Genomic DNA, 23,196 nt, shown 5'->3' on the forward strand with positions numbered 1-23,196 from the left:
GTCAGTCGCGGAAGTTGTTGTAGGTCAGCGGCGTGTCGCTGAAACTCTTCTTCAGGTGGGCGATCGCCACCTGCAGATCGTCGCGGTTCTTGCCGGTCACGCGCACGGCGTCGCCCTGGATGCTGGCCTGGACCTTGAGCTTGCTCTCCTTCAGCGAGGCGACGATCTTCTTGGCCAGCGTGGCCTCGATGCCTTCCTTGATCTTGTAGACCTGGCGCACCTTGTCGCCGCCGAGCTTCTCGATCTTTTCCTGCTTGTCGAGGAAGCTGATGACGACGTCCTGCTTGGTCAGCTTGCCGTACAGCACGACTTCGATCTGTTCCAGCTGGAACTCGCTGTCGCCGGTGGCGTGGATTTCCTTGTCCTTCAGCTCGACCTTGGCGCCCGTTCCCTTGAAGTCGAAACGGGTGCCGATTTCCTTGATGGCGTTGTCCACGCCATTGCGGATCTTGACGTGGTCGGGTTCGAGAACGGTGTCGAAGCTGGGCATTTGCAGTCGGGGGGTAAAGGGTCTGCGAAAATTTTCCCATGCCCACGCCCTCACAGACCCCCTCGAACGCAGTGCCCGCCGGCGTGCCGATTCCCATTCCGCCGCTTCTGGTCGAAACCGACGTCAACCTGAAGCCCTACAACACCTTCGGCCTGCCGGCCGTCGCGAAGCGCCTCGTGCGCATCCGCGAGGCGGCGGACGTGCGGCGCGTTGTCGACCACCCGGAGCTGGGCCGGGCGCCTAAGTTCGTGCTGGGCGGCGGCAGCAACCTGGTGCTGACCAGGGACGTCGAGGCCGTCGTGCTGAAGGTGGAGATCCCCGGCATCCGCCTGCTGGAGGAGCGCGACGACGCGTGGATCGTCGAGGCCGGTGCCGGCGTCGTCTGGCACGACCTCGTCACGTGGACGCTGGACCACGGCTATCCCGGGCTGGAGAACATGGCGCTGATCCCCGGCACCTGCGGTGCGGCGCCGGTGCAGAACGTCGGCGCCTACGGCATCGAGGTCAAGGACCGGCTGGAGGCCGTGGAGGTGATGGACCTCATCACCGGCCGGCCGGCGCTGCTGCCGGCGGAGGTGTGCCGCTTCGGTTACCGCGACAGCGTGTTCAAGCACAGCGACTTCGGCGGCCTGGCCGGCAAGAGCGTCATCACGCACGTGCGCTTCCGGCTGTCCAAGCCGTGGCAGCCGGTGCTGGGCTACCTGGAGATCGAGCGCAAGATGGCCGAGACGGGCATCAGCGCGCCCACGCCGCGGCAGATCTACGACTGGATCGTCGCCGTGCGCCGCGCCAAGCTGCCGGACCCGGCCGTCATCGGCAACGCCGGCAGCTTCTTCAAGAACCCGGTCGTCACGGCCGAGCAGTGCAAGGACATCATCGGCCGCGACCCCGGCATCGTGCACTACCCGATGCCCGACGGCAGCGTGAAGCTGGCCGCGGGCTGGATGATCGACGCGTGCGGCTGGAAGGGAAAGACGGTCGGTGGCGCTGCGGTCTACGACAAGCAGGCGCTGGTGCTGGTGAACAAGGCGGACGCGCGTGGCGCCGAGGTCGTCACGCTGGCGCGGGCCATCCAGGAGAGCGTCTACGGGCGCTTCGGCATCCGGCTGGAGCCGGAGCCGGTCGTCGTCTGAACGTGAATCCTGCCGCCCGCGCGCGGCAGGCTGGGTTGATCATGCCGCCTCCAGTTCTTGCGGGAGGACGGCGATGAGCAGCACGATGTTGAGCCGGCGCGTGTGCCTGGCCTGGCTGGGAAGTTGGGCCGCACCGGTGCTGGCGCTGGAGCCGCTGCTGGCGAAGAACGCGCCAACGGGCATTGACCCGAGACCCTACCTGGTCAGCGAGAAGCTGGATGGCGTGCGCGCGCTGTGGGACGGCACAACGCTGCGCTTTCGCAGTGGCCGCGTGGTGGCCGCGCCGGCATGGTTCCTGGCCGCGCTGCCGAAGACGCCGCTGGACGGCGAGCTGTGGATGGGGCGGCGCCGCTTCTATGAGCTGTCGGGCGCGGTGCGACGAACCGAGCCGGTCGATGCCGAGTGGCGCCTCATTCGTTTTCACGTGTTCGAGCTGCCGGCGGGCGAGGGCACGTTCGAGCAGCGGGCCGATAAGCTCAAGTCGCTGGCCAGTGACATCGTTCAGCCGGTCGAGCAGCGGCGCTTCAACTCAAACGCGGAACTTCGGGTGAAGCTGAAGCAGGTTGTCGATGCCGGCGGCGAGGGGCTGATGCTGCACCGGGCCGATGCACCGGTGGCGTCCGGTCGCAGCGACCTGCTGCTGAAACTCAAGCCGCTGGCGGACGCCGAGGCGGTGGTTGTCGGCCACGAGCCCGGCAAGGGCCGCCTTGCCGGCCAGCTTGGTGCGCTGGAACTGCAGACGCCGGAGGGCGTGCGCTTCAAGCTGGGCACCGGCTTCACCGAAGCCCAGCGCCGTGACCCGCCGCCCATCGGCGCGACGGTCACATACCGCTACCGCGACCTGACGCCCACAGGGAAGCCGCGCTTCGCAAGCTTCCTGCGGGTCGCCGAGACGTTCTAGTCAGTTGGGGACAGAGCTACTCGCTGCGCGCTATCGGTCTGTCCCGCAAAGGCTCTAGCCTTCCAGCTTCGGCAGCCCACCACCGGCCAGCAGGCCGGTGCCGGTGTAGATGCCCAGCTTGCCGCGCGTGTCGGTGATGTCGAGGTTGCGCATGGTCAGCTGGCCGATGCGGTCGGCGGGGCTGAAGGGCGCGTCTTCCACCTTTTCCATCGACAGGCGCTCGGGCGCGTAGGTCAGGTTGGGGCTCTTGGTGTCCAGCAGCGAGTAGTCGTTGCCGCGGCGCAGTTCGATCGCCACTTCGCCGGTGACGGCGCGGGCGATCCAGCGCTGGGCGGCTTCGCGCAGCATGATGGCCTGCGGGTCGAACCAGCGACCCTGGTACAGCAGGCGGCCCAGCTTGCGGCCGTTGTCGCGGTACTGCTCGATGGTGTCTTCGTTGTGGATGCCGGTGACGAGGCGCTCGTAGGCAATGTGCAGCAGCGCCAGACCCGGGGCCTCGTAGATGCCGCGGCTCTTGGCCTCGATGATGCGGTTCTCGATCTGGTCGCTCATGCCCAGGCCGTGGCGGCCACCGATCTTGTTGGCCTCGGCCAGCAGGGCCACCGGGTCGCGGTACTCGACGCCGTTCAGCGCGACGGGCACGCCTTCCTCGAAGCGCACCGACACCTCTTCGGCCTTGACGACGACGTCGTCGCGCCAGAACGCCACGCCCATGATGGGGTTGACGATGCGGATGCCGCTGTTGAGGTGCTCCAGGTCCTTGGCCTCGTGCGTGGCGCCCAGCATGTTGGAGTCGGTCGAATAGGCCTTCTCCGCGCTCATCTTGTAGGCGAAGCCCTTCTCCGTCATGAAGGCCGACATCTCGGCGCGGCCGCCCAGCTCGTCGATGAAGGTCTGGTCCAGCCAGGGCTTGTAGATCTTCAGCGAGGGGTTGGTCAGCAGGCCGTAGCGGTAGAAGCGCTCGATGTCGTTGCCCTTGAACGTGCTGCCGTCGCCCCAGATGTTGACGCCGTCGGCCTGCATCGCGGCCACCAGCATCGTGCCGGTCACGGCGCGGCCGATGGGCGTGGTGTTGAAGTAGGTGACGCCGGCAGTGCTGATGTGGAAGGCGCCGGCCTGCAGCGCGGCGATGCCCTCAGCCACGAGTTGCGCGCGGCAGTCCACCAGCACGGCCTTCTCGGCGCCGTACAGCATGGCCTTGCGCGGGATCTCGTCGTAGTCGGGCTCGTCGGGCTGGCCCAGGTTGGCCGTGTAGGCGTAGGGCAGGGCGCCCTTGAGCTTCATCCAGTGCAGGGCCGCGGAGGTGTCGAGGCCGCCGGAGAAGGCGATGCCGACCTTCTGGCCGACGGGAACGGATTGCAGGATCGTGGACATGGTGGTCTCTTCAGGCGACGAGGTTCTGCCACGCGGGGTGGCGCTGGATGTAGACGTGAACGTAGCTGCAGGCCGGCGTGACCTTCAGCCCTTGGGCTTGCGCCCATTGCAGGCCGGCTTCGACGAGCTGGGCGGCGAGGCCCTGGCCCTGGTAGGCCGCCGGCACGCCGGTGTGGGTGAAGACGACCCGGCCGGCGCTCAGGCTGTAGTCGAGCACGCTGACGGGCGTGGTCGGCAGCGTGAAGCGCTGGCGGTCGGGTTCGTGCTGGGGTGTCATGCCGTGGGCGTCTTCAGCGCGACGGGATGGATCTCGACCGACGCTTCGGTCGTGGACACGTAGATGCTGCCGTCCTGGATGCTGATCTGCAGCTGCATGCTGCGCGCGGCCAGGCGGGCCAGCGCCTGCGACTGCTCGGCCGGCACCTGCCAGACGGCCAGCTTGGGCGTGCGCGTCAGCTTGTTCTCCAGGTTGCGCCACCAGACCTCGGTGCTGGACGCGAAGCTGTAGACCGACACCCGCTCGCTGCGGCCGTGGGCCTTCATCAGCCGGCGGTCGTCGGGCTGGCCCAGGTCGATCCAGTGCACGACGTCACCGGTCAGGTCCAGCTGCCAGAGGTCGGGCTCGTCCACGTCTGACAGGCCCTTGGTGAACTCCAGCCGGCCACGCAGGTCGTCGGCGGGCACGTTCAGCGCGAAGGCCAGCACCCGGATCATCAGCCGCTCCTCGGTCTCGCTGGGGTGGCAGGCGAGGGTGAGGTGGTGGTCGCCGTAAACATGGCGGTCCATGTCGGCGATCTGCAGCTGGGCTTTGTAGATGGTGGCTTTGAGCGCCATGCGGGGCGGCGGCGGCAGGCGCCGTGTACAAGGTGGTAACGAAAGGGCAGCCGGGCATTATCGCGGCGAAGCCTCATGGCATCATTGCCGCCTCCCGTTTGGAACCTTCGCAACCCGGTTGCGCCCTCTTCATGAAACGCATTCTTCTCCCGCTGGCCCTGGTCCTCGCCGTCTCTGCCCAGGCGCAGATCGTCAACAACCCCAAGGCCAAGGTCGACCCGAAGAACAACAAGGTCAGCAACCCGGTCGTCGAGAAGGCCAAGCCCAAGCTGATGACGCGCGACGAACTGCGCCTGTGCATCGACCAGCAGGAAGCCAACTCCAAGGAAGCCGAGGCCATCAAGGTGGAGCAGGCGTCCTACAAGTCCAACGCCGAGAAGCTCAAGGCCGAGAAGGGCACCGTCGAGGCCGGCGAAGCGGCACTGGGCAAGCAGATCGCCGACATGAAGGCCGAGAAGCAGGCCATCCTGGACGCCCACGCCGCGCTGACCGCCGAAGCCCCCAAGCTGGACGCCAAGGAGCTGAAGGCCCGCAACGAGGCCTACCAGGCCCGCGCCAACGGCTTCAACACGATGTTCGAGAGCGTGAAGGCCGCCGACGGCGAGCAGAGCGCCCGCCGCAAGGCCTTCGCGGAGAAGGTCGACGGACTGGACGCGCAGTTCAAGGCGCTGGAAGAGCGCACCGAGAAGCACTTCGACGCGCTCGACAAGTGGAAGGCCGAGTGCCAGAACAAGGCCTACGACGAGAACGACGAGAAGGCCGTCCGCAAGGAAAAGGCGGCCGCCGCGGGCAAGTGATCCGCGCCATCCGCTGAACAGCACCGCACGACAGGGCCGCCCCAACAGGGAGCGGCCCTTTTTCATGGTTCCGCCCGAAAGGCCTTCGCATGACCACCACCACCACCAACCCGCTGATGCAACCCTGGCAGGGCCCGCACGGCCTGCCGCCGTTTGCCGACATCTCGCCAGCGCATTTCCAGCCCGCCTTCGAGGCGGCGCTGGCCGCGCACCGCGCCGAGATCGACGCCATCGCCGCGCAGACCGAGCCGCCCAGCTTCGCCAACACGCTGGCCGCCTTCGATGCCAGCGGCCGCCAGCTGGCGCGGCTGGAGCCCCTCTTCTACACGCTGGGCGCGTCGGCCACGTCGCCCGAGCTGCAGGCGCAGCAGCGCGCGCTGGCCGGCCCGCTGGCCGCGCACGACAGCGCCATCTACATGCACCAGGGCCTGTTCCAGCGCGTGGACGCGCTGTTCGAGCAGCGCGACGCACTGGGCCTGGGCGCCGAGCCCCTTCGGCTGCTGGAACGCGTGCACCTGGACTTCGTGCGCGCCGGTGCACGCCTCGCGCCAGCGGCGCGCGAGCGCTATGCCGCCGTGATGGCGCAATTGGCCGAGCTGACCACGCGCTTCGCGCAGAACGTGCTGGCGTCCGAGAGCGGCTACCAGCTGCGGCTGACGACCGAGGCGGAGCTGGCGGGCCTGCCAGGCTTTGTGCGCGCCGCGGCGCGGCAGGCGGCGCTGGACCGCGGGCTGGCCGACGGCGTGCACGTCATCACGCTGTCGCGCTCGCTGATCGTGCCGTTCCTCAGCTTCAGCGCCAGGCGCGACCTGCGCGAGCAGGCCTGGCGCGCGTGGGTGGGCCGCGGTGATGACACGGGGAGCACCGACAACCGCGCCCTCTGTGCGCAGATCCTGGCGCTGCGCGCCGAGCAGGCCGCGCTGCATGGCCATGCCTGCTACGCCGACTTCGCGCTGGAAGACACCATGGCCCGCCACCAGGGCGCGGTGATGGACCTGCTGCAGCGCGTCTGGCAGCCGGCGCTGGCCGCGCAGGCGCGCGAGCGCGAGGCCGTGCTGGGCGCGATGGCCGCCGCCGGCGCCACGCACGCGCTGGAGGCCTGGGACTGGCGCTTCTACGCCGAGCAGGCGAAGCGCGCCCGCTTCGAGCTGGACGAGGCCGAGGTCAAGCCGTACTTCGCGCTGGACCGCATGGTGGCCGCGATGTTCGACTGCGCCAGGCGCCTGTTCGGCCTGCAGTTCAAGGCCCGGCCGGACATCGTTGCGTACCACCCCGACGTGCGCGCCTACGAGGTCCTGAACGCCGATGGCAGTCTGCGCGGCCTGTTCCTGCAGGACAACTTTGCTCGGCCCACGAAGCGCAGCGGTGCGTGGATGAACGCGCTGCGCAACCAGAGCCGGGCACTCGGCGCAACGCCCATCATTCTGAACAACAACAACTTTGCGAGGGGCGCGGCCGGCGAGCCGACGCTGCTGAGCTTCGACGATGTCCGCACGCTGTTCCACGAGTTCGGCCACGGCCTGCACGGGCTGCTGAGCAGCGTCGAGTACGACCGGCTGGCCGGCACGCAGGTGCTGCGTGACTTCGTCGAGCTGCCCTCGCAGCTGTACGAGCACTGGATGGCCGATCCGCAGGTGCTGAAGAAGTTTGCACGCCACTGGCAGACCGACGAACCGCTGCCGGACGCGCTGCTGGCCAAGCTGCAGGCGGCGCGCCAGTTCGGCCAGGGCTACGAGACGCTGCGCTACACGGCCAGCGCCATCGTCGACATGTCGGCTCACGCGCTGCCCGAGGCGCCGGCCGACGTCGTGGCCTTCGAGCGCGACACGCTGGCGCGCTGGGGGCTGCCGGCCGAGGTGGGCATGAACCATCGCATGACGCACTTCCAGCACCTGTTCAGCAGCGCCGGCTACGCGGCCGGCTATTACGTCTACCTGTGGGCCGAGGTGCTGGACTGCGACGCCTTCGACGCCTTCGTCGAGGCTGGCGACGTGTTCGACCCGACCGTCGCCGCGCGGCTGCGCGAGTGCATCTACGCGGCCGGCAACAGCGTGGAGCCCGGCGCGGCGTTCCGCGCCTTCCGCGGGCGTGACCCGGTCGTGGAACCCATGCTGAAGGACCGCGGGCTGCTGCAAGCCATCGCTTGAGCGTCCGGCGCGGGTTCCTTGCCGGCAGGCGGGCGCGGTGGCGGCGCCGCTTGCCGAGCTGGCTCGGGGTGGCATGTGGCGACAAGGCGAACGGGTCGGAGAACGGTCACTGAGCTGAACGCCTGGGCGCCTCCTCGACGCTGCTCGATGCGGCGCCCTTGACCTCGACCCGGGCCCAAGGCCCGGTGTCGGCTTGTCGCCTGCTGTCGACGCAGGGCGACAGCAGGCGCTCGATTCCGCTCAGCCGCGCGCGGGCTGCAAGGTTTCTTAAGGTGCTGCTTGCACTTTGCAAGACGAAGCCTGCTGCGCTCGTCATCTGCCGACTTGCTGACGTCGTTGAATGGGGCCGCTGCGTGCGCACGATGCACGCGGCATTCACAGGGAGACACCATGTCCTTTCCTCGCGTTCGCGTCGGCCTCCACCTGGCCGCTGTCCTCACCTTGTCCGCCTGCGGTGGCGGATCCGGGTCGCCAGGCGCCCCCGACAACGACGACCCGACGGCGCTCAGCCTGGGTGTCGGCAACTACCAGTCCGTGGGCCAGACGGCCGCCGTCAGCGCGCTGTACCTCGGCGGCGCCGGCAGCCTCGCCGGCGGCACGCGCGGCGGGCCCTTGCTGCGCCAGGTGCAATCTGCCGACAAGCCGCAGCCCGCGGCTGTCGTGGGGCCGATCGAAGTGGCTTGCGGGCAAGGCGGCAGCCTCGCCGTGGTGTTCAACGACACCAATGGCAGCGGCGACATGGAGGCCGGCGAGACGCTGGCCATCGAAGCCAATGCCTGCAAGGAGGACGGCGTCACGACGCAAGGCCGCGTCGACCTCAGCATGCAGGCCGTCACCGGCGTCTACGGCAGCAACAGCTTCAACGCCACGCTGGGGATGAAGCTGACGGGCTTCGGCATCGGCCAGGGCGGCAATTCGCTGCAGGGTGATGGCGAGCTCGCCTTCAAGCTCAGCCGCACGCCAGCTGGGGTCGGCGAACTGGGCCTGTCGGCGCCACGCATGGCGCTGACGGGCCGTTTGGGCGGTCAGGCTCAGTCCTACACGCTGGGGGACATGCAGCTGCAGTTGCGCGACGAAACCGTCAACGGCAGCGCCCGGGCCACGCTGACCTACGCCGGCACGCTGACCAACACCGCCGACGGCAGGCAGGTGCGGGTGAGCACGCCGCAGCCGCTCGTCATGCAGGGTGACGACGCCTATCCGAGCGCGGGGCAAGTGCTGGTGCGCGGTCGCGCCGGGTCGGCGCTGCGCATCACGCCGGTCAGTGCCGCGCAGGTGCGCTTCGAACTGGACGCCGATGGCGACGGCAACTTCGAGACGAGCACCCTGAAGAACTGGGCCGAGCTGCTCTGACGCCGCCAGCGCGCCGGCCGGGTCACGCGTCTGGCCGGCGCCACAGCCAGGCGGCCACGCAGGCCATCAGGGCTGGCACGGCGATCTGCACCGGCAGCGGCGCGGATGACAGCAGCAGCACGGCGGCGCTGACCGTCATCATGAGGCTGGCCAGCCACTTGGCGCGCCGAGGCACGGCGCCGTGCTCGCGCCAGCGCCGGATGGGCGGGCCGAAGCGTGGGTGGGCCAGCAGCCACTGTTCCAGCGCCGGCCAGCCGTGGCTGCCGGCCCAGGCGGCCAGCAGCAGGAAGGGCACGGTGGGCAGCCCCGGCAGCACGATGCCCACCAGGCCCAACGCGATGCTCAGCACCGCCAGCGCGCGCCACAGCAACCGGGCCAGCGTTCGGCGCATGCCCGTCAGTCCGCCAGCCGGCGCTTCACGCGTACCGCCACCAGCAGCATGGCGACAAGCAGCAGCCCGGCGAAGAAACGCTCGCCGAGCCGGTCATCACCCAGGTGGCACAGCATGGCCGCGCAAACGCACAGCGCGAGGGCGCTGAGCTTGGTGGTCCACCACAACGGCGCTTCGTGGCGCTGCACCCAGCGCCAGTGCCGGCCCGCCTTGGGGGCCAGCAGCGCCAGCGTGCTGCCGACCTTGGCCGCCATGGCCAGCAGCAACGCCCAGCTCCACGCGTGCTGCGCCGTCGCGAAGCCCAGCACCAGCTCCAGGCTCATGCCGCCTACTTCAGCCCGCCGCTGAGGAACTGCTGCAGCCGCTCGCACTGCGGGCGGATCAGCATCTCCTTGGGGTTGCCTTCCTCCTCGACCTTGCCTTGGTGCAGGAACAGGCAGTGGTTGGACACCTCGCGCGCAAAGCCCATCTCGTGCGTGACGACGATCATCGTGCGGCCCTCGGCGGCGAGGTCGCGCATCACCTTGAGCACCTCGCCGACCAGCTCCGGGTCCAGCGCGGACGTGGGCTCGTCGAACAGCATCACCTCCGGGTCCACGGCCAGCGCGCGGGCGATGGCGACGCGCTGCTGCTCGCCGCCGGACAGCTGGGCCGGGTAGACGTTCGCACGGTGCGACACGCCCACGCGCGCCAGCAGCGCCTGGGCGCGCTCGATGGCCTCGGCCCGCGGCTTGCCCAGCACGTGGATGGGCGCCTCGATGACGTTCTCCAGCACCGTCATGTGGGCCCACAGGTTGAAGTTCTGGAACACCATGGCCAGCCGGGCGCGCCAGCGCTGCAGCTGCGGCGCGTCGGCGGCCTTCAGGCTGCCGTCGCGGTCGCGCACGAGCTTCAGCGTTTCGCCGCCCAGCGCCAGCTCGCCGTCATGCGGCTGCTCCAGCAGGTTCAGGCAGCGCAGGAAGGTGCTCTTGCCCGAGCCGGACGAGCCGATCAGCGTGACGACGTCGCCGCGGGCGGCACTCAGCGAGATGCCTTTCAGCACCTCGCGGTCGCCGAAGCGCTTGTGGATGTTGGTGGCCTGCAGTTGGATCGTCATGTCAGGCCCCCAGCAGCTTGCCGGTGCGCAGCGCCTGCTTGCCGGCGACCTTGGCGACACGCATGCCGGCGTTGGCAAAGCGCAAGAAGTCGCGCGCGAAGAACAGGCCGTCAACGGGGCTCTTCAGCTCGGTGACCTGGGCGGTGATGGGGTCGATGACATGGGCCAGCACGTCGCCCGCCTTCACCTCGGCGCCGACGGCCGCTAGGAAGGTCAGCACGCCCGCCACCGGCGACTTGATCGGCATGCTGCCGGCCAGCGGGCGGGCGTCGCCCACCGGGTCTGGCAGCACGGGCCGGTCGCCGGCGATGAGGCCGCGCCAGCGCAGGAAGTCCACGATGTTCTTCGCATCGGCGGCGGCCAGCTCGTGCGTCACGTCGCATGCGCCGCGCAGCTCCACGGTGACGGACAGGCAGGCCTGCGGGATGGGGAAGCGCTCGCCGAAGCGCGCCTTCCATTTCCACCAGACCTGCGAGCAGGCTTCGTCGAACGGGTTGTCGCCCGAGTCCTGGGCCAGCAGCGTCAGCCGTGAACCGAGGAAGCGCGCCAGCGGCTCGCAGTCGGGCCAGCAGGGCGTCTCGGTGTAGAGATGCATGACGGCCTGCGCGTCGCAGTGCAGGTCCAGCACGATGTCGGCGTCGCAGGACAGGCCCATCAGCGTGCGCCGCTGCGACTGCAGCTCGGTGTCCACCGGCGAGGCCAGCACGGCCGCCTTCAGCGCGCGGCGCAGCAGCGCGACGTTGGCGGCCGGGTCGGCGCCCAGCTGCGGCTCGACGGCGGCGGCCACGGCCTCGATCTGGTCGGGGTAGTGGCGGTTGAAGTTCTCGCCCGACATCAGCTCGAAGCGGCCCAGGTGCGCATGCAGCAGGAACTGGCTCAGGCCGATCGGGTTGGCCATCGGCACCAGCACCACCTCGCCGGTGATCTGGCCGGCGGCCTCCAGCGCGTCCAGCTGCAGGCGCAGGTGGTGGGCCACCAGCATGCCGGGCAGCTCGTCGCCGTGCAGCGAGGCCTGGATGTAGGCCTTCTGGCCGCCGGGCCGGCCGTAGTGCAGCGACACCAGCTCGCGTTGCGTGCCGGGGGCGGGGGAGAGGAGAGGGTGGCGATTGAGTTGCATGGTCAGCGGCTCATCATGGGTTTGAGCCAGCGGTTCTCGGCCCAGCGGAACAGGCCCACCAGGCTCAGCGTCAGCACGAAATAGAACGCGCCGGCGGTGATGAAGGCTTCGAAGGGCAGGTAGTACTTGGCGTTGACGGCGCGGGCCGCGCCGGTGACGTCCAGCAGTGTGACGACGCTGGCCAGCGACGTACCGTGCAGCATGAAGATGGCTTCGTTGCCGTAGGCGGGCAGCGCGCGGCGGAGCGCTGCCGGCAGCACGATGCGGCGCAGCATCAGGCCGCGGCCCATGCCCAGCGCCTTGGCTGCCTCGATCTCACCGGCCGGCAGCGCGCGGATGCTGCCGGCGATGATCTCGGTCGTGTAGGCCGCCGTGTTCAGCGTGAACGTCAGCCAGGCGCAGAAGGTGGCCGACGACAGCCACGGCCACAGCGGGCTGTCGCGCACGGCGTCGAACTGCGCCAGGCCGTAGTAGACGAGGAACAGCTGCACCAGCATGGGCGTGCCGCGGAACACGTAGGTGTAGGCCCAGACGAGGCGCGAGGCCAGGCCCCTGGACACGGTGCGCACGAGCGCCAGCGGCACGGCGATCAGCAGGCCGCAGCCCAGCGACAGCGCCAGCAGCTTCAGCGTGATGCCCAGGCCCTCCCAGTACATCGGCAGGTTCTCGGCGATGGCGTCGAAGTTCACAGCTCACCCTTTCGCACGCCGATGGCCAGGCGCCGGTTCGCCCAGGCGAAGACCAGCTCCGACACGCTGGTGAAGACGAGGTAGATCAGCGCCACGGCGAGGTAGAAGCTGAACGGCTCGCGCGTGTTGCCGGCCGCCTGCTGGCCGCGCGTCATCAGGTCCGACAGGCCGATGATGGACACGATGGCCGTGCTCTTGATGAGCACCAGCCAGTTGTTGGACAGCCCCGGCAGCGCGTGGCGCAGCATCTGCGGCAGCGTGATGCGCACCAGCACCTGGCGCGGGCTCATGCCGTAGGCCAGGCCCGCCTCGCGCTGGCCCGGCGGCACGGCCAGGAAGGCGCCGCGGAACGACTCGGTCAGGTAGGCGCCGAAGATGAAGCCGATGGTCAGCACGCCGGCGATGAAGGGGTCGATGTCGATGTAGTCCTCGTGGCCCAGCATGGGCGCGACGGTGTTCACCGCGACCTGGCCGCCGTAGAAGATCAGCAGCATCAGCACCAGGTCGGGCACGCCGCGGATCAGCGTCGTGTAGGTGGCGGCGATGGCCTGCAGCGCGCGCGAGCCCGACAGCTTGGCCAGCGCGCCGACCAGGCCCAGTGCCACGGCCACGGCCAGCGACGACAGCGCCACGCCCAGCGTGACGGCGGCGCCTTCGAGGAGGCTGGGAAGGAATCCGTGCAGCAGCATGGTCAGCGAATGGTCACGAGGTCAAAACTGAAATAGCGGTCGTTCAGCGCCTTCAGCGCACCGCTGGCGCGCAGCCCGGCCAGCGCTTCGTCCAGCCTCACCCCCAGCGTGGCCGCGTCGGTCTTGCGCAGCCCGACGCCGATGCCCTTGCCGTAGTACTGCGCCTCACGGCCGAAATCGGGGCCGGCGAACGCGAAGCCGCGGCCCTCGGAGCGGTCCAGGAAGCCGAACTGCGCGATGACGGCGTCCACCAGTGTGGCGTCGAGGCGGCCGGCCCTGAGGTCCAGGAAGACCTGGTCCTGCGTCGCGTAGCGCAGCACCTGGCTGTCCTTGAACTGCGCGGCCAGCAGCCGCTCGTGGATGGTGCCGCGCTCCACGCCGATGCGCTTGCCCTTCATGCCGGCCGGGCTGACGTCGGGCCGTGAATCCATGCGCACCACCATGCGCACCGGCGAGAAGTAGTACGCCGTCGAGAACGCGATGACCTGCTGGCGCTCCGGCGTGATGGACATGGAGGCCATGATGGCGTCGATCTTGCGCGCGCGCAGCGCCGGGATGAGGCCGTCGAAGTCCAGCATGACGGGCACGCACTGCAGGCCCATGCGGGCGCACAGCGCCTGGGCCAGGTCCACCTCGAAGCCCTTGAGCCTGCCGTCGCTGCCCACCTCGCTGAACGGCGCGTAGCCGGCCGCCAGGCCGACGCGCAGCTTCAGCGACGGTGCCTCGCTCCGCGCCGGGCCGGCGAGGGCGAGCGGGGCTAACAGCGCGGCGCGGCGTTGCATCACTTCCTGGCGGGCGCGATGTCGTAGTCGAAGTACTTGTCGGCCAGCTTCTTGAACGTGCCGTTGGCCTGCAACGCGTCGATGGCGGCGTTGAACTTCTTGCCCAGCGTGGCCTCGTCGGCCTTGCGCAGCCCGACGCCGGTGCCCTGGCCGAAGATCTTGTCGTCCAGCACCGGGCCGCCGACGAAGGCGAAGCCCTTGCCCTCGGGCTTCTTCAGGAAACCGAAGTCCGCTGCGGGGGAGTCCATCAGCGTGGCGTCGATGCGGCCGCTCTTCAGGTCCAGGAAGACCTGGTCCTGGCTGCCGTAGCGCACCACCTCGCTCTGCTTGAAGTTGGCGGCGGCGTAGGTCTCGTGCGTCGTGCCGCGCTGCACGCCGATCTTCTTGCCCTTGAGGCCGGCGGCCGTGGGTTCCAGCTTCACGCCGGCCTTGGCGACGAGGCGGGCCGGCGTCGAGTAGTAGGGCTTGGTGAACGCGATGACCTTCTCGCGCTCGGCCGTGATGGAGACGCTGGCGAAGATGGCGTCCACCTTGCGCGACTGCAGCGCGGGGATCAGGCCGTCGAACTCCTGCTGCACCAGCGTGCACTGCGCCTTCATCTCGGCGCAGTAGGCCTGCACCAGCTCGATCTCGAAGCCCTTCAACTTGCCGTCGGTGCCGATCTCGGAGAACGGCGGGTAGGCGCCCTCGACGCCGATGCGCAGCTTCTTCCACTCGGGAGCCTGGGCCTGGGCGGCCGTGGCGGCCAGGGCGAGGATGAACAGGGCGGTTTTCTTCATGTCTGACCTTTTGGGTGGGACGGTGTTCAGTGGCCGACGGCAGGTAGCCAGTCGCGCAGGGCCGCAAGCGTAGCAGCCGGGTCTTCTTCCTGAGGCACGTGGCCGAGGCCGGGGAAGGTGACGAGGCGGCTGCCGGCGATGGCGGCGTGGAAGGCCTGCCCCCAGCGGGGCGGGATCAGGCGGTCCTTGCCGCCCCAGAGGATGAGGGTGGGCACGCGGATCTCGCCCAGCCGTTGCACGGGCCCCGGCGCCATCTGGTCCAGGCGCCGCATCAGCGCCACACGGTTGCCTTCGCGCAACGCCAGCTCGTAATAGCGGTCCACCAGTGCGGCCGTCACGCGCGACCGGTCGCCGTAGACGTCCAGCACGCTGTCCTCGATGGCGCGGCGCGGCAGCACCCAGCGCATGAGCTCGCGCAGCACGGGCAGCCGCGCGACGCGGAAGCCCAGCGGCACGGACTCGGGGACGAAGTCGTAGCCGCTGGCGTCCACCAGCACCAGGCCGGCCACGCGCGTCGGGTCGGCCAGCGCCAGCTCCCAGGCGATGCCGCCGCCCAGCGAGTTGCCCACGACGATGGCCCGGCCCACACCCAGCCGGGACAGCAGCGCGCGCGTGAACGCCACGTAGCGGGCCTCGCGGTAGTCGCCGTCGGCGTTGGGCCCGGTCAGGCCGAAGCCCGGCAGGTCGAAGCTGATGACGCGGCGCGTGTGTGCCAGTTCGGCCGCCCAGCCCTCCCAGGTGTGCAGGCTGGCGCTGGTGCCGTGGATGAGCACCAGCGGCAGCGGGTCGCTGCTGGGGCCCTGGTCGCGCACGTGCACCAGCAGGCCGTCCACCTCGACGAAGTCCGACGGCGGCGGCGCCCAGCGCGGCACCAGGCTTTCCAGCGAGCGGTCGGGCGCCTTGCTGACGGCGAAGCCCAGCGCCGCCAGCATCAGCAGGATGCCGACGACTTTCAGCGCCAGATCGCCCTTCACGCCCGCCCCTCGACCGGCGGGTACGCCAGTCGATCCCCCGAGGGGATGGCGGCCCGGCTTGGCGCGGCCCGGCGCTCGGTCCGCTGGCCGCTCACGTGGGGCTCAGGTCTGCGTTGACGCCACGGCGGTCGTCGAAGACGAAGCAGTTGCCGTGGTAGTGCCTGCCGCCGGTGTCCTCGAAGTACTTCAGGATGCCGCCGTCCAGCTGCCAGGCCGTCAGCCCCTGCTCCTGCAGCAGCATCGCGGCCTTCTCGCAGCGGATGCCGCCGGTGCAGTAGCTCACGACGGTCTTGCCGGCCAGCTCGTCGCGGTGGGCGGCCAACGCGTCGGGGAAGTCGCTGAACTTGTGCAACCGCCAGTCGATGGCGCCGTCGAAGGCGCCCGCGTCCACCTCGAAGCCGTTGCGCGTGTCCAGCATGACCACCTCGCGGCCCTCGTCATCCACGCCCTGGTCCAGCCAGCGCAGCAGCGTGGCCGGCGGCAGCGCGGGCGCACGCGGGGCCTGGTCGGGGCGCACGGCGGGCCGGTTCATGCGGATGATTTCCGGCTTGACCTTGACCTTGAGCCGCTGGAAGGGCTGCACCTCGCTCCAGCTTTCCTTGGGTGTCAGCGTCGCGAAGCGGGCGTCGGCGCGCAGCTCGTCCACCCAGGCGTTCACCGCCTCGGCGGGGCCGGCCAGGAACAGGTTGATGCCTTCCTCGGCGATCAGCACGGTGCCCTTCAGGTCCAGCGCCAGCGCGCGCGCCTCGAGGCGGTCGCGCAGCGCCGCCGTGTCGGTCAGCGAGACGAAGAGGTAGCAGGAGATGTTGAGGATGGGGCCGGACTGCATGAGGGGGCGGATTATCAGTCCGCCCACCGGGAGGCGATCTGCCGCACGTCGTCCACGCAGGCCTCCAGCGCGGCGACGACATGCGGGTCGAAGTGGCTGCCGCAGCCTGCGCGGATGAAGTCCAGCGCCTCGTCGTGCGTCATGGCCTGCTTGTAGGGCCGCTCGCTGATCAGCGCGTCGTAGACGTCGGCCACGGCCATCAGCCGCGCCGACAGCGGGATGGCCTCGCCGGACAGGCCGTCCGGGTAGCCGCTGCCGTCCCATTTCTCGTGGTGGTGGCGGGCGATCTGCTTGCCGAAGGTCAGCATCAGCCCGGCGTCGTCGCCGAGCTTGTCGATGGCGCGCTGCAGCAGGTCGGCGCCCTGCTCGGCATGCGTCTTCATGACGCGCCATTCGTCCGCCGACAGCTTGCCGGGCTTGAGCAGGATGCCGTCGGGAATGGCCACCTTGCCGATGTCATGCAGCGGCGCGGCCTTGGCCAGCTCATCGATGGCGAACTCGGTCAGGTCGGCCGGGCCGTCGGGCTGGTCGGCGATCCAGCGTGCCAGCGTGCGCACGTATTCCTGCGTGCGCTGGATGTGGTTGCCGGTGTCGGCGTCGCGGAACTCGGCCAGGCCCACCATGACGAACAGCGTCGTGTCGCGCAGCCGTTCCACCTCGCGGCGGCGCGCGTCCAGCTCGCCGCTGAGCTGGGCGTTGTGGCGCAGCAGGTGGTCTTCCGCGAGCTTGAGCTGCAGGTGGGTGCGCACGCGCGCCAGCACCGTCGACGGGTTGAAGGGCTTGTGGATGAAGTCGGCGCCGCCGGCGTCGAAGCCGCTGCTCTCGTCCTCGGGCCGCGTCAGCGCGGTCAGGAAGATGACCGGCACACGGCGCGTGGCCGGGTCGGCCTTCAGGCGGCGGCAGACTTCGTAGCCGTCCATCTCCGGCATCATCACGTCCAGCACGATCAGGTCGGGCGGCTGGCGGCGGCAGATCTCCAGCGCCTTCGCGCCGCTGACCGCCAGCTGCACGCGGTAGTCGGGCTTGAGCACCTGGGCCAGCAGCGTCAGGTTGGCCGGCGTGTCGTCGACGACCAGCACGGTGGCCTGCGGCGACAGGAAAGCGTCGTGCGGCGTCATGGCATCTTGTCCTTGTCGCCGCGCAGTGCGGCCTGTGCCTCATCGAAGTCGAAGCGCTGCATCGCGCCGGCCAGCGCCTTGGCCTGCGGCGCGGGCAGCATGTCCAGGAAGGCCGAGCCGTGCTGCTCCCACAGCGTCAGCGCGTGGCTGTCGGCGTCGCCCAGCAGCGTGTCCAGCTCGCTGATCAGCGTGGCGGCATCCGTGGCGGCGGCGGGGTTGGCGTCCGGCAGTTCCATGCCGGCCGGCTCGGCGGCGACGAAGGGCAGCGGGCGCTCCAGGTCCAGCAGGCGGCGCAGCGTGTGCGGCAGCAGCGGCTTGGGCGCCAGTGCGTGCGCGCCTTGGCGCAGCGCACGTTCGCGCAGCAGCGGCGTGTCGAACGCGCTCAGCAGCACGGCGCGGCGCACGCGCGGCGGGCCGCTCTCGGACAGCCGGCGCAGCAGCTCGCCGCCGTCCATGTCGGGCAGCACCCAGTCCACCAGCAGCAGGTCGAGGGGCGTGCCGCCGGGCGTGCTGCACAGCCGTGCCAGCGCCTGTGCGCCCTGCGGCAGCACCTCGACGTGGGCCGTGGGCGCCAGCGCCTTCAGCAGCGCCAGCAAGGCGTCGTGGCCGGCGCTGTGGGGCGCCTGCACCAGCACGACGCTGGCGGGCTCGCTCATGGCCGGCGGCGCCAGGCCGGGGCAGGGCGGCAGCGGCAGCACCAGCTCGAAGGCGCTGCCGCGGCCTGGCGTGCTGCGCGCCGTCAGCGTGCCGCCCATGCGCTGGGCCAGCGCGCGGCAGATGGCCAGGCCCAGCCCCGTGCCGCCGAAGCGCCGCGCGGCGCCGGCCTCGGCCTGCGTGAACGGCATGAACAGCCGGGCCAGCTGCTCGGGCGTCAGGCCCACGCCGCTGTCGCGCACGCGCAGCCGCCAGGCGCCGCCGTTGTCCAGCGCCGCGGTCAGCTTCACCTGGCCGGCCGGCGTGAACTTGACGGCGTTGACCAGCAGCTCGGTGATGAGCTGCGTCAGCCGCATGGCGTCGCCGCGGCGGGTGCCGGCCGCGCCCAGCAGCTCGGGGGACGCGATCTCGCACAGCAGCTCCAGCTGCTTGGCCTGCGCCGCGGGGCGCACGGCGTCGAAGGCGCTGGCCAGCAGCGACTCCAGCCGCAGCGGCTCGTCGGCCAGCTGCAGGCGGCCGGCATCCAGGTCGGCGTAGTCCAGCAGCCCGTCGATGAGCTTGATGAGGGTTTCGCCCGCCTGCGCCACCTCCTGCAGCTGGCCGCGCTGGCCGGCGTTCAGGCGGCCGGCCAGCAGCAGCCGCGTCTGGCCCAGCACGGTGTTCATGGGCGTGCGGATCTCGTGGCCGATGTTGGCGAGGAAGTCGGACTTGGCGCGCGACGCCGCCTCGGCGGCCGCCCGCGAGCGTTCCAGCTCGTCGAGGCGGGCCTTCACGAGGTCGTCCGCCGTGGCCGGCCCGTCGCCGGCCGGCGCCAGCAGCGCCAGCAGCCCCAGCTGGCGCGACAGGCCCCACAGCGCCAGGCAGAACATCACCTGGCACAGCGCCAGGTTGGCCAGCAGCGGCCAGGCTTCCAGCAGCCACTGCGGCGGCTGGCCTGCAAACCGCAGCAGCGTGGGCGGCGCCAGCATCAGCGCCAGCAGCGCTAGCGAGATGAGCAGCGCCTGGCGGGCACGCCAGGTCGCGAACAGCAGCAGGCAGCCGCCCAGCGTCCACGGCGCCAGGCTGCCCAGCGTGTAGAGGCTGGGTCCGGGGTCGGGCCTGAGCGTGAAGGTCAGCATGTTGACGCTGAAGTACAGCGCCAGCAGCGTGACGCCCCAGCGCTGCCACAGCCGCAGCTGACGCGGCCGCTGCCAGACCAGCACGGCCAGCACCGAGAACGCGACGACCAGCAGCGGGTAGGCGAGGCGGTCGTTGGGATCGATGACGCCCAGCAGCGTCTCGCTGGCCCAGGCGCCCAGTGCCGACGCGACGATGAGGCCGAACAGCCAGCGCGTGCCGACGGCCCCCAGCACCACCAGCGTGGCGCCAGCCATCAGCGGGCCTCCTTCAGCGCCAGCAGCGCGGCGTCGAAGTCCAGCGCACCCAGCGCCCGCTCCAGCCGCGTGGCCACGGCCGCGTCCAGCCCGCTGTGGCCGCCGTGGGCCTGCCACCAGTCCAGCGCGCGGCTGTCGCTCTGGCCCAGCAGCAGCTGCAGCGTGGCAAGGTCGCCGGGGACTTGCGCAGTCGGCGGCGTCGGGGGCTCGTCAAGTGCGCCGCGCACCTCGGCCAGCAGCGCCGCCAGCGCCGTGTCCACGCGGGCCAGCTGCGTCGCCGCGGCCGTGGTGTCCGCGAGGGCCGCGCTGCGCTCCAGCGCCAGCGCCAGCCGGTGCAGCGGCTGCGCGCCCAGCGTGGCCGCCAGGCCCTGCAATGTGTGCGCGGCGCGGCGCAGCTCCGGCCAGTCGCCGCTGTCCAGCCAGCCAGCCCACGCCGCCAGGCCGTCGGCGTACTGCGTGGCAAAGCCCTGCAGCGTGCGCCGGTACAGCGCGGCCTGGCCGTCGAACTGGCGCAGGCCGGTCGCCATGTCCAGCACCGGCAGCGTCGGCGCGGCGGCCGGGGCGGGGCGGTAGCGCTGCAGCTCGCGCACCAGCCGCGCCACGTCCAGCGGCTTGGCGATGTGACCCTGCATGCCGGCGGCCAGGCACTGGGCGCGCTCCTCGCCCAGCGCATGGGCCGTCATGGCCAGCACGGGCAGCGCTTCGAAGCCGGGCAGCGCGCGCAGGCGGCGCGTGGCGCTGAGGCCGTCCAGCACCGGCATCTGCAGGTCCATCAGCACCAGGTCGTAGGCGCTCGGGCCGGCGGCCTGCAGCTTGTCCAGCCCCGCCTGGCCGTCGCCGGCGACGTCGACGCGCGCGCCATGGCTGCCGAGCAGCCGCACCGCGATCTCCTGGTTGGTCGGGTGGTCCTCGACGAGCAGCACGCGCAGCCCGGCCAGCGGCTGGCCGTCGGCGCCCGCCGCGGGCCGCTCCGCCGGCGCGTCGCGCAGCAGCCGGCGCAACTCGCCCGGCAGCAGCGGCTGCGGGCACAGCGCGCGGGCGCCGAAGGCGCGCAGCTGGGTGGTGTTGTCGTCGGCGCCGCGCGGGCTCAGCACGGCGATGCGCAGCGCCGGGTGGTCGCGGCGCAGCCGGGCCAGCAGGTCGGCGCCGCCCGGGCCGGGGCCGGGCAGGGCCCAGTCCAGCAGCAGCCACTCGAAGGCGCGGCCGGCCTGGCGGGCCTGGTCCAGCGCGGCCAGCGTGCCGGCGACGTCGGCACTGGCGTCCAGCCCCGCGGCCAGCCCCAGGTGCCCGAGCAGCGCCTGCGTGGCCGCGCGGCTGCCTGCATGCGCATCGGCCAGCAGCAGCCGGCAGGGCGGCAGCGCCGCCGGTGGCGCGGCGGTGGCGTCCTGCGGCAGCGCCAGCTGGATGACGAAGCGGCTGCCATGGCCCGGCGTGCTCTGCACGTCCAGCGTGCCGCCCATCAGCTCGACGAGGCGGCGCGTGATGGCCAGGCCCAGGCCGGTGCCGCCGAAGCGGCGCGGCACGGACGCATCGCCCTGGTAGAACTCGCGGAACAGCGCAGCGATCTGCTCGGCATCCATGCCGATGCCGCTGTCCTGCACGGTCAGGCGCAGCGTCACCGCGCCCGGTGCGCTGCCGGCCTGCGTGTCCAGCCGCAGCACGACCTGGCCGGCCGGCGTGAACTTGAGCGCGTTGGACAGCAGATTGACCAGCACCTGCTGCAGCCGCAGCGCATCGCCCAGCAGCTGGCCGCGCGCGCCGAGCAGGCCGGCATCGGCCCAGTCGCACACCAGCGCGACGCCGGGTGTCACGTGCAGCGGCCGCACCAGCTCCACGGCCTGCGCGACGACGTCCTCCAGCCGCAGCGGGTGCGACTCCATGCGCAGCTGGCCGGCCTCGATCTTGGAGACGTCCAGCACGTCGTTGATGAGGCCCAGCAGCGTGCGCGACGCGGCGTCGGCCTTGCCCAGCAGCTCGCGCTGCTCGGGCGTCAGCGGCGTCTGCAGCGCCAGCTGCGTCATGCCCATGATGGCGTTCATGGGCGTGCGGATCTCGTGGCTGATCTGCGCGAGGAAACGGGTCTTGGCCTCGGCGGCAGCCTGCGTGGCGGCGGTCTGCGCGCGGGCCTCGGCCTCGCGGCGGCGCAGCGCCAGCGCGCACAGCGGCGGCAGCGGCAACAGCAGCAGGTTCAGCGCGAGCGCGGCATCGACGGCGCCGCCCGCGCTGCTGCGCAGATTCAGCAGCAGGGCCAGCAGCGCCAGCAGCGCGGCCGTGGCGAGCAGGAGGAGGGCGAACGTGGCGTGGCGCTGGGGCATGGAACGGTCGCTTGAGGCTGGCCGATTATGGATAGCGGCCGTCGGCAACTGTGGGCAGGAATGCACACCCGCGCCCTGGGGAAAGCCCCGGGCGGCGTGCGGTCGCGACGCCTGACGCAGCGGTTATCCTGAGGCGCCATGCCGCTGATCCTCGTCGTCGACGACCAACCGAGCAACATCCACGCGCTGTACCAGCTGCTGGTGGATGACTGCGAGGTGTCCATGGCCACCAGCGGCGCCGAGGCGCTGGCCTTCTGCGCGCAGCAGCTGCCCGACCTGATCCTGCTCGACGTGCTGATGCCCGAGATGAGCGGCTACGAGGTCTGCGACCGCCTGAAGGCCGACCCGCGCACGCGCAGCGTGCCGGTCATCTTCGTCACCGTGCAGGGCAGCGCCGCCGACGAGGCCGAGGGCTTCGCCCACGGCGCGGTGGACTACATCCCCAAACCCTTCGTCGATGTCGTCGTGAAGGCGCGCGTGCGCACGCAGCTGGCGCTGAAGCTGGCGTCCGAGAGCTTTGCGCGCTCGCAGATCGAGCTGTTCCAGCGCGACAAGCTGGCGTCGGTGGGCCGCACCATCGCCGGCATCGCGCAGGAGTTGAGCTCGCCGCTGGGCAACGCGCTGATCTCCGCCTGCACGCTGCAGGACGACCTGGCCCACCTGAACAGCCTGGCCAACGCCGGCAGCATCAAGCGCAGTGACCTGGACAAGCACCTGCGCGTCAGCGAGGAGAGCGTCGGGTTGGTGCTGTCCAACCTGCAGCGCACGCTGTCCATCGTCGACTCCTTCCTGCAGTCCACGGCCGACAACTTCGGCGACCAGCGCCGCAGCTTCTCGCTGCTGGAGCTGGTGCACGAGGTGGTGGCCAGCCTCGCGCCGGCGCTGGATGCGCACCAGGTGCGCTGCGAGCTGGACGTCGGCGACGACCTGCACCTGCTGAGCTTCCGCGGCGCGCTGGCCAAGGTGCTGTCCACGCTGATCCAGAACGCCGTCAAGCATGCCTACCGCGAGGCCGGCGGCGAGGTGCACCTGCGCGTGCGGCCGCTGGGCACCGACCAGCTCACCATCAGCGTGCAGGACCATGGCGTGGGCATCCCGCCGGGCCTGCTGGGCCGCGTGTTCGACCCGTTCTTCTCGACCCGCTTCGGCCCCAACCGCAGCGAGCCGGGGCTGTACATCGTGCGCAACCTCGTCACCTTCGCGCTGGGCGGCCAGATCCAGGTCGACTCCACGCCGGGCGTCGGCACCACCGTGCGGCTGACGCTGCCGCTGATCTCTCCCGAGGCGCGCCGCGCCGCCAGCTAGCCGATGCCGATGGCGAGCGCGCTGCTGGGAGGGCCTGGGCTGCTGCTGGCGGAGGG

23 protein-coding genes are annotated in these 23,196 nt (G+C 70.8%); 6 read left to right on the plus strand and 17 right to left on the minus strand.

The annotated features are described in order from the left end of the window. Position 1: 1 nt before the first annotated feature. Complete coding sequence (locus AC1Q7O_RS22450; protein ID WP_492658845.1) at positions 2-490, minus strand: YajQ family cyclic di-GMP-binding protein; 489 nt, start codon at positions 488-490, stop codon at positions 2-4. A gap of 83 nt (positions 491-573) precedes the next feature. Between AC1Q7O_RS22450 and murB the strand changes: the two genes are divergently transcribed. Together murB and AC1Q7O_RS22460 are read left to right on the plus strand one after the other, a co-directional pair. Further along, positions 574-1,623, plus strand: coding sequence for a UDP-N-acetylmuramate dehydrogenase (murB, locus tag AC1Q7O_RS22455; protein ID WP_492662746.1), 1,050 nt, complete (start codon positions 574-576; stop codon positions 1,621-1,623). 136 nt (positions 1,624-1,759) lie between these two features. Next, complete coding sequence (locus AC1Q7O_RS22460; RefSeq protein ID WP_492658847.1) at positions 1,760-2,524, plus strand: DNA ligase; 765 nt, start codon at positions 1,760-1,762, stop codon at positions 2,522-2,524. Positions 2,525-2,578: 54 nt separating this feature from the next. On the opposite strand, the gene argG is transcribed toward AC1Q7O_RS22460, so the two are convergent. Genes argG through AC1Q7O_RS22475 form a run of 3 tightly spaced genes read right to left on the minus strand, consistent with a single transcriptional unit; the run spans position 2,579 to position 4,732 of the window. Next, positions 2,579-3,898 carry an argininosuccinate synthase gene (gene argG, locus AC1Q7O_RS22465; protein WP_492658848.1) on the minus strand — a complete coding sequence of 440 codons (1,320 nt, stop codon included), beginning with the start codon at positions 3,896-3,898 and terminating at the stop codon, positions 2,579-2,581. Positions 3,899-3,908: 10 nt separating this feature from the next. Further along, the gene (locus tag AC1Q7O_RS22470; protein WP_492658849.1) at positions 3,909-4,175 is read right to left on the minus strand and encodes a GNAT family N-acetyltransferase; all 267 of its coding nucleotides are present in this window, start codon (positions 4,173-4,175) and stop codon (positions 3,909-3,911) included. Then, positions 4,172-4,732 carry a YaeQ family protein gene (locus AC1Q7O_RS22475; protein ID WP_492658850.1) on the minus strand — a complete coding sequence of 187 codons (561 nt, stop codon included), beginning with the start codon at positions 4,730-4,732 and terminating at the stop codon, positions 4,172-4,174. Before AC1Q7O_RS22475 ends, AC1Q7O_RS22470 begins: the two co-directional genes overlap by 4 nt. Positions 4,733-4,863: 131 nt before the next feature. Here AC1Q7O_RS22475 and AC1Q7O_RS22480 point away from each other — a divergent pair, with 131 nt between their 5' ends. From AC1Q7O_RS22480 to AC1Q7O_RS22490, 3 genes are all read left to right on the plus strand, one after another. Beyond that, a complete protein-coding gene (locus AC1Q7O_RS22480; RefSeq protein WP_492658851.1) occupies positions 4,864-5,529 on the plus strand; it encodes a hypothetical protein in 666 nt (221 codons plus the stop codon). Between the two features lie 89 nt (positions 5,530-5,618). Then, complete coding sequence (locus tag AC1Q7O_RS22485; protein ID WP_492658852.1) at positions 5,619-7,676, plus strand: M3 family metallopeptidase; 2,058 nt, start codon at positions 5,619-5,621, stop codon at positions 7,674-7,676. A 390-nt stretch (positions 7,677-8,066) separates the two neighbouring features. After that, a complete protein-coding gene (locus tag AC1Q7O_RS22490) occupies positions 8,067-9,029 on the plus strand; it encodes a hypothetical protein (RefSeq protein ID WP_492658853.1) in 963 nt (320 codons plus the stop codon). A gap of 22 nt (positions 9,030-9,051) precedes the next feature. On the opposite strand, the gene AC1Q7O_RS22495 is transcribed toward AC1Q7O_RS22490, so the two are convergent. From AC1Q7O_RS22495 to AC1Q7O_RS22555, 13 genes are all read right to left on the minus strand, one after another. Beyond that, the gene (locus AC1Q7O_RS22495) at positions 9,052-9,420 is read right to left on the minus strand and encodes a YbaN family protein (RefSeq protein ID WP_394509898.1); all 369 of its coding nucleotides are present in this window, start codon (positions 9,418-9,420) and stop codon (positions 9,052-9,054) included. A 5-nt stretch (positions 9,421-9,425) separates the two neighbouring features. Continuing rightward, complete coding sequence (locus AC1Q7O_RS22500) at positions 9,426-9,743, minus strand: hypothetical protein (protein WP_492658854.1); 318 nt, start codon at positions 9,741-9,743, stop codon at positions 9,426-9,428. A 5-nt stretch (positions 9,744-9,748) separates the two neighbouring features. After that, positions 9,749-10,516 (minus strand): ABC transporter ATP-binding protein, encoded by a 768-nt coding sequence (locus AC1Q7O_RS22505; RefSeq protein WP_492658855.1) that lies wholly within the window; start codon positions 10,514-10,516, stop codon positions 9,749-9,751. A 1-nt stretch (position 10,517) separates the two neighbouring features. Next, positions 10,518-11,633 carry a succinylglutamate desuccinylase/aspartoacylase family protein gene (locus AC1Q7O_RS22510; RefSeq protein WP_492658856.1) on the minus strand — a complete coding sequence of 372 codons (1,116 nt, stop codon included), beginning with the start codon at positions 11,631-11,633 and terminating at the stop codon, positions 10,518-10,520. Positions 11,634-11,635: 2 nt separating this feature from the next. Beyond that, on the minus strand, positions 11,636-12,322 hold the full coding sequence (locus tag AC1Q7O_RS22515) for an ABC transporter permease (RefSeq protein ID WP_492658857.1): 687 nt from the start codon (positions 12,320-12,322) through the stop codon (positions 11,636-11,638). After that, on the minus strand, positions 12,319-13,011 hold the full coding sequence (locus tag AC1Q7O_RS22520) for an ABC transporter permease (RefSeq protein ID WP_492658858.1): 693 nt from the start codon (positions 13,009-13,011) through the stop codon (positions 12,319-12,321). The genes AC1Q7O_RS22515 and AC1Q7O_RS22520 overlap by 4 nt, the downstream gene beginning before the upstream one ends. Positions 13,012-13,013: 2 nt before the next feature. Next, positions 13,014-13,793, minus strand: a complete 780-nt coding sequence (locus tag AC1Q7O_RS22525; protein ID WP_492658859.1) for a transporter substrate-binding domain-containing protein — start codon at positions 13,791-13,793, stop codon at positions 13,014-13,016. Beyond that, a complete protein-coding gene (locus tag AC1Q7O_RS22530; RefSeq protein ID WP_492658860.1) occupies positions 13,793-14,572 on the minus strand; it encodes an ABC transporter substrate-binding protein in 780 nt (259 codons plus the stop codon). Before AC1Q7O_RS22530 ends, AC1Q7O_RS22525 begins: the two co-directional genes overlap by 1 nt. A gap of 26 nt (positions 14,573-14,598) precedes the next feature. Then, on the minus strand, positions 14,599-15,546 hold the full coding sequence (locus tag AC1Q7O_RS22535) for an alpha/beta fold hydrolase (RefSeq protein ID WP_492658861.1): 948 nt from the start codon (positions 15,544-15,546) through the stop codon (positions 14,599-14,601). Between the two features lie 91 nt (positions 15,547-15,637). Beyond that, entirely contained in the window at positions 15,638-16,375 is a 738-nt protein-coding gene (locus AC1Q7O_RS22540; protein ID WP_492658862.1) for a sulfurtransferase, read from the minus strand. Between the two features lie 14 nt (positions 16,376-16,389). Then, complete coding sequence (locus tag AC1Q7O_RS22545) at positions 16,390-17,493, minus strand: HD-GYP domain-containing protein (RefSeq protein WP_492658863.1); 1,104 nt, start codon at positions 17,491-17,493, stop codon at positions 16,390-16,392. Next, on the minus strand, positions 17,490-19,520 hold the full coding sequence (locus AC1Q7O_RS22550) for an ATP-binding response regulator (protein ID WP_492658864.1): 2,031 nt from the start codon (positions 19,518-19,520) through the stop codon (positions 17,490-17,492). Before AC1Q7O_RS22550 ends, AC1Q7O_RS22545 begins: the two co-directional genes overlap by 4 nt. Beyond that, positions 19,520-21,835, minus strand: a complete 2,316-nt coding sequence (locus AC1Q7O_RS22555; protein WP_492658865.1) for a hybrid sensor histidine kinase/response regulator — start codon at positions 21,833-21,835, stop codon at positions 19,520-19,522. Before AC1Q7O_RS22555 ends, AC1Q7O_RS22550 begins: the two co-directional genes overlap by 1 nt. A gap of 138 nt (positions 21,836-21,973) precedes the next feature. Here AC1Q7O_RS22555 and AC1Q7O_RS22560 point away from each other — a divergent pair, with 138 nt between their 5' ends. Further along, on the plus strand, positions 21,974-23,140 hold the full coding sequence (locus tag AC1Q7O_RS22560) for a sensor histidine kinase (RefSeq protein ID WP_492658866.1): 1,167 nt from the start codon (positions 21,974-21,976) through the stop codon (positions 23,138-23,140). The last annotated feature ends 56 nt before the right edge of the window (positions 23,141-23,196 follow it).

The sequence above is a fragment of the Roseateles sp. GW823-FHT07B05 genome (assembly GCF_058794515.1).

What these genes read in the sequence shown, in the direction of transcription:
- AC1Q7O_RS22545 (WP_492658863.1), bottom strand. Translation starts at nt 17,493, where the DNA reads ATGACGCCGCACGACGCTTTCCTGTCGCCGCAGGCCACCGTGCTGGTC.
- AC1Q7O_RS22525 (WP_492658859.1), bottom strand. Translation starts at nt 13,793, where the DNA reads ATGCAACGCCGCGCCGCGCTGTTAGCCCCGCTCGCCCTCGCCGGCCCG.
- argG (WP_492658848.1), bottom strand. Translation starts at nt 3,898, where the DNA reads ATGTCCACGATCCTGCAATCCGTTCCCGTCGGCCAGAAGGTCGGCATC.
- AC1Q7O_RS22510 (WP_492658856.1), bottom strand. Translation starts at nt 11,633, where the DNA reads ATGCAACTCAATCGCCACCCTCTCCTCTCCCCCGCCCCCGGCACGCAA.
- AC1Q7O_RS22560 (WP_492658866.1), top strand. Translation starts at nt 21,974, where the DNA reads ATGCCGCTGATCCTCGTCGTCGACGACCAACCGAGCAACATCCACGCG.
- AC1Q7O_RS22555 (WP_492658865.1), bottom strand. Translation starts at nt 21,835, where the DNA reads ATGCCCCAGCGCCACGCCACGTTCGCCCTCCTCCTGCTCGCCACGGCC.
- AC1Q7O_RS22540 (WP_492658862.1), bottom strand. Translation starts at nt 16,375, where the DNA reads ATGCAGTCCGGCCCCATCCTCAACATCTCCTGCTACCTCTTCGTCTCG.
- AC1Q7O_RS22530 (WP_492658860.1), bottom strand. Translation starts at nt 14,572, where the DNA reads ATGAAGAAAACCGCCCTGTTCATCCTCGCCCTGGCCGCCACGGCCGCC.
- AC1Q7O_RS22485 (WP_492658852.1), top strand. Translation starts at nt 5,619, where the DNA reads ATGACCACCACCACCACCAACCCGCTGATGCAACCCTGGCAGGGCCCG.
- AC1Q7O_RS22475 (WP_492658850.1), bottom strand. Translation starts at nt 4,732, where the DNA reads ATGGCGCTCAAAGCCACCATCTACAAAGCCCAGCTGCAGATCGCCGAC.
- AC1Q7O_RS22450 (WP_492658845.1), bottom strand. Translation starts at nt 490, where the DNA reads ATGCCCAGCTTCGACACCGTTCTCGAACCCGACCACGTCAAGATCCGC.
- AC1Q7O_RS22480 (WP_492658851.1), top strand. Translation starts at nt 4,864, where the DNA reads ATGAAACGCATTCTTCTCCCGCTGGCCCTGGTCCTCGCCGTCTCTGCC.
- AC1Q7O_RS22470 (WP_492658849.1), bottom strand. Translation starts at nt 4,175, where the DNA reads ATGACACCCCAGCACGAACCCGACCGCCAGCGCTTCACGCTGCCGACC.
- AC1Q7O_RS22550 (WP_492658864.1), bottom strand. Translation starts at nt 19,520, where the DNA reads ATGGCTGGCGCCACGCTGGTGGTGCTGGGGGCCGTCGGCACGCGCTGG.
- AC1Q7O_RS22490 (WP_492658853.1), top strand. Translation starts at nt 8,067, where the DNA reads ATGTCCTTTCCTCGCGTTCGCGTCGGCCTCCACCTGGCCGCTGTCCTC.
- AC1Q7O_RS22500 (WP_492658854.1), bottom strand. Translation starts at nt 9,743, where the DNA reads ATGAGCCTGGAGCTGGTGCTGGGCTTCGCGACGGCGCAGCACGCGTGG.
- AC1Q7O_RS22505 (WP_492658855.1), bottom strand. Translation starts at nt 10,516, where the DNA reads ATGACGATCCAACTGCAGGCCACCAACATCCACAAGCGCTTCGGCGAC.
- AC1Q7O_RS22520 (WP_492658858.1), bottom strand. Translation starts at nt 13,011, where the DNA reads ATGCTGCTGCACGGATTCCTTCCCAGCCTCCTCGAAGGCGCCGCCGTC.
- AC1Q7O_RS22495 (WP_394509898.1), bottom strand. Translation starts at nt 9,420, where the DNA reads ATGCGCCGAACGCTGGCCCGGTTGCTGTGGCGCGCGCTGGCGGTGCTG.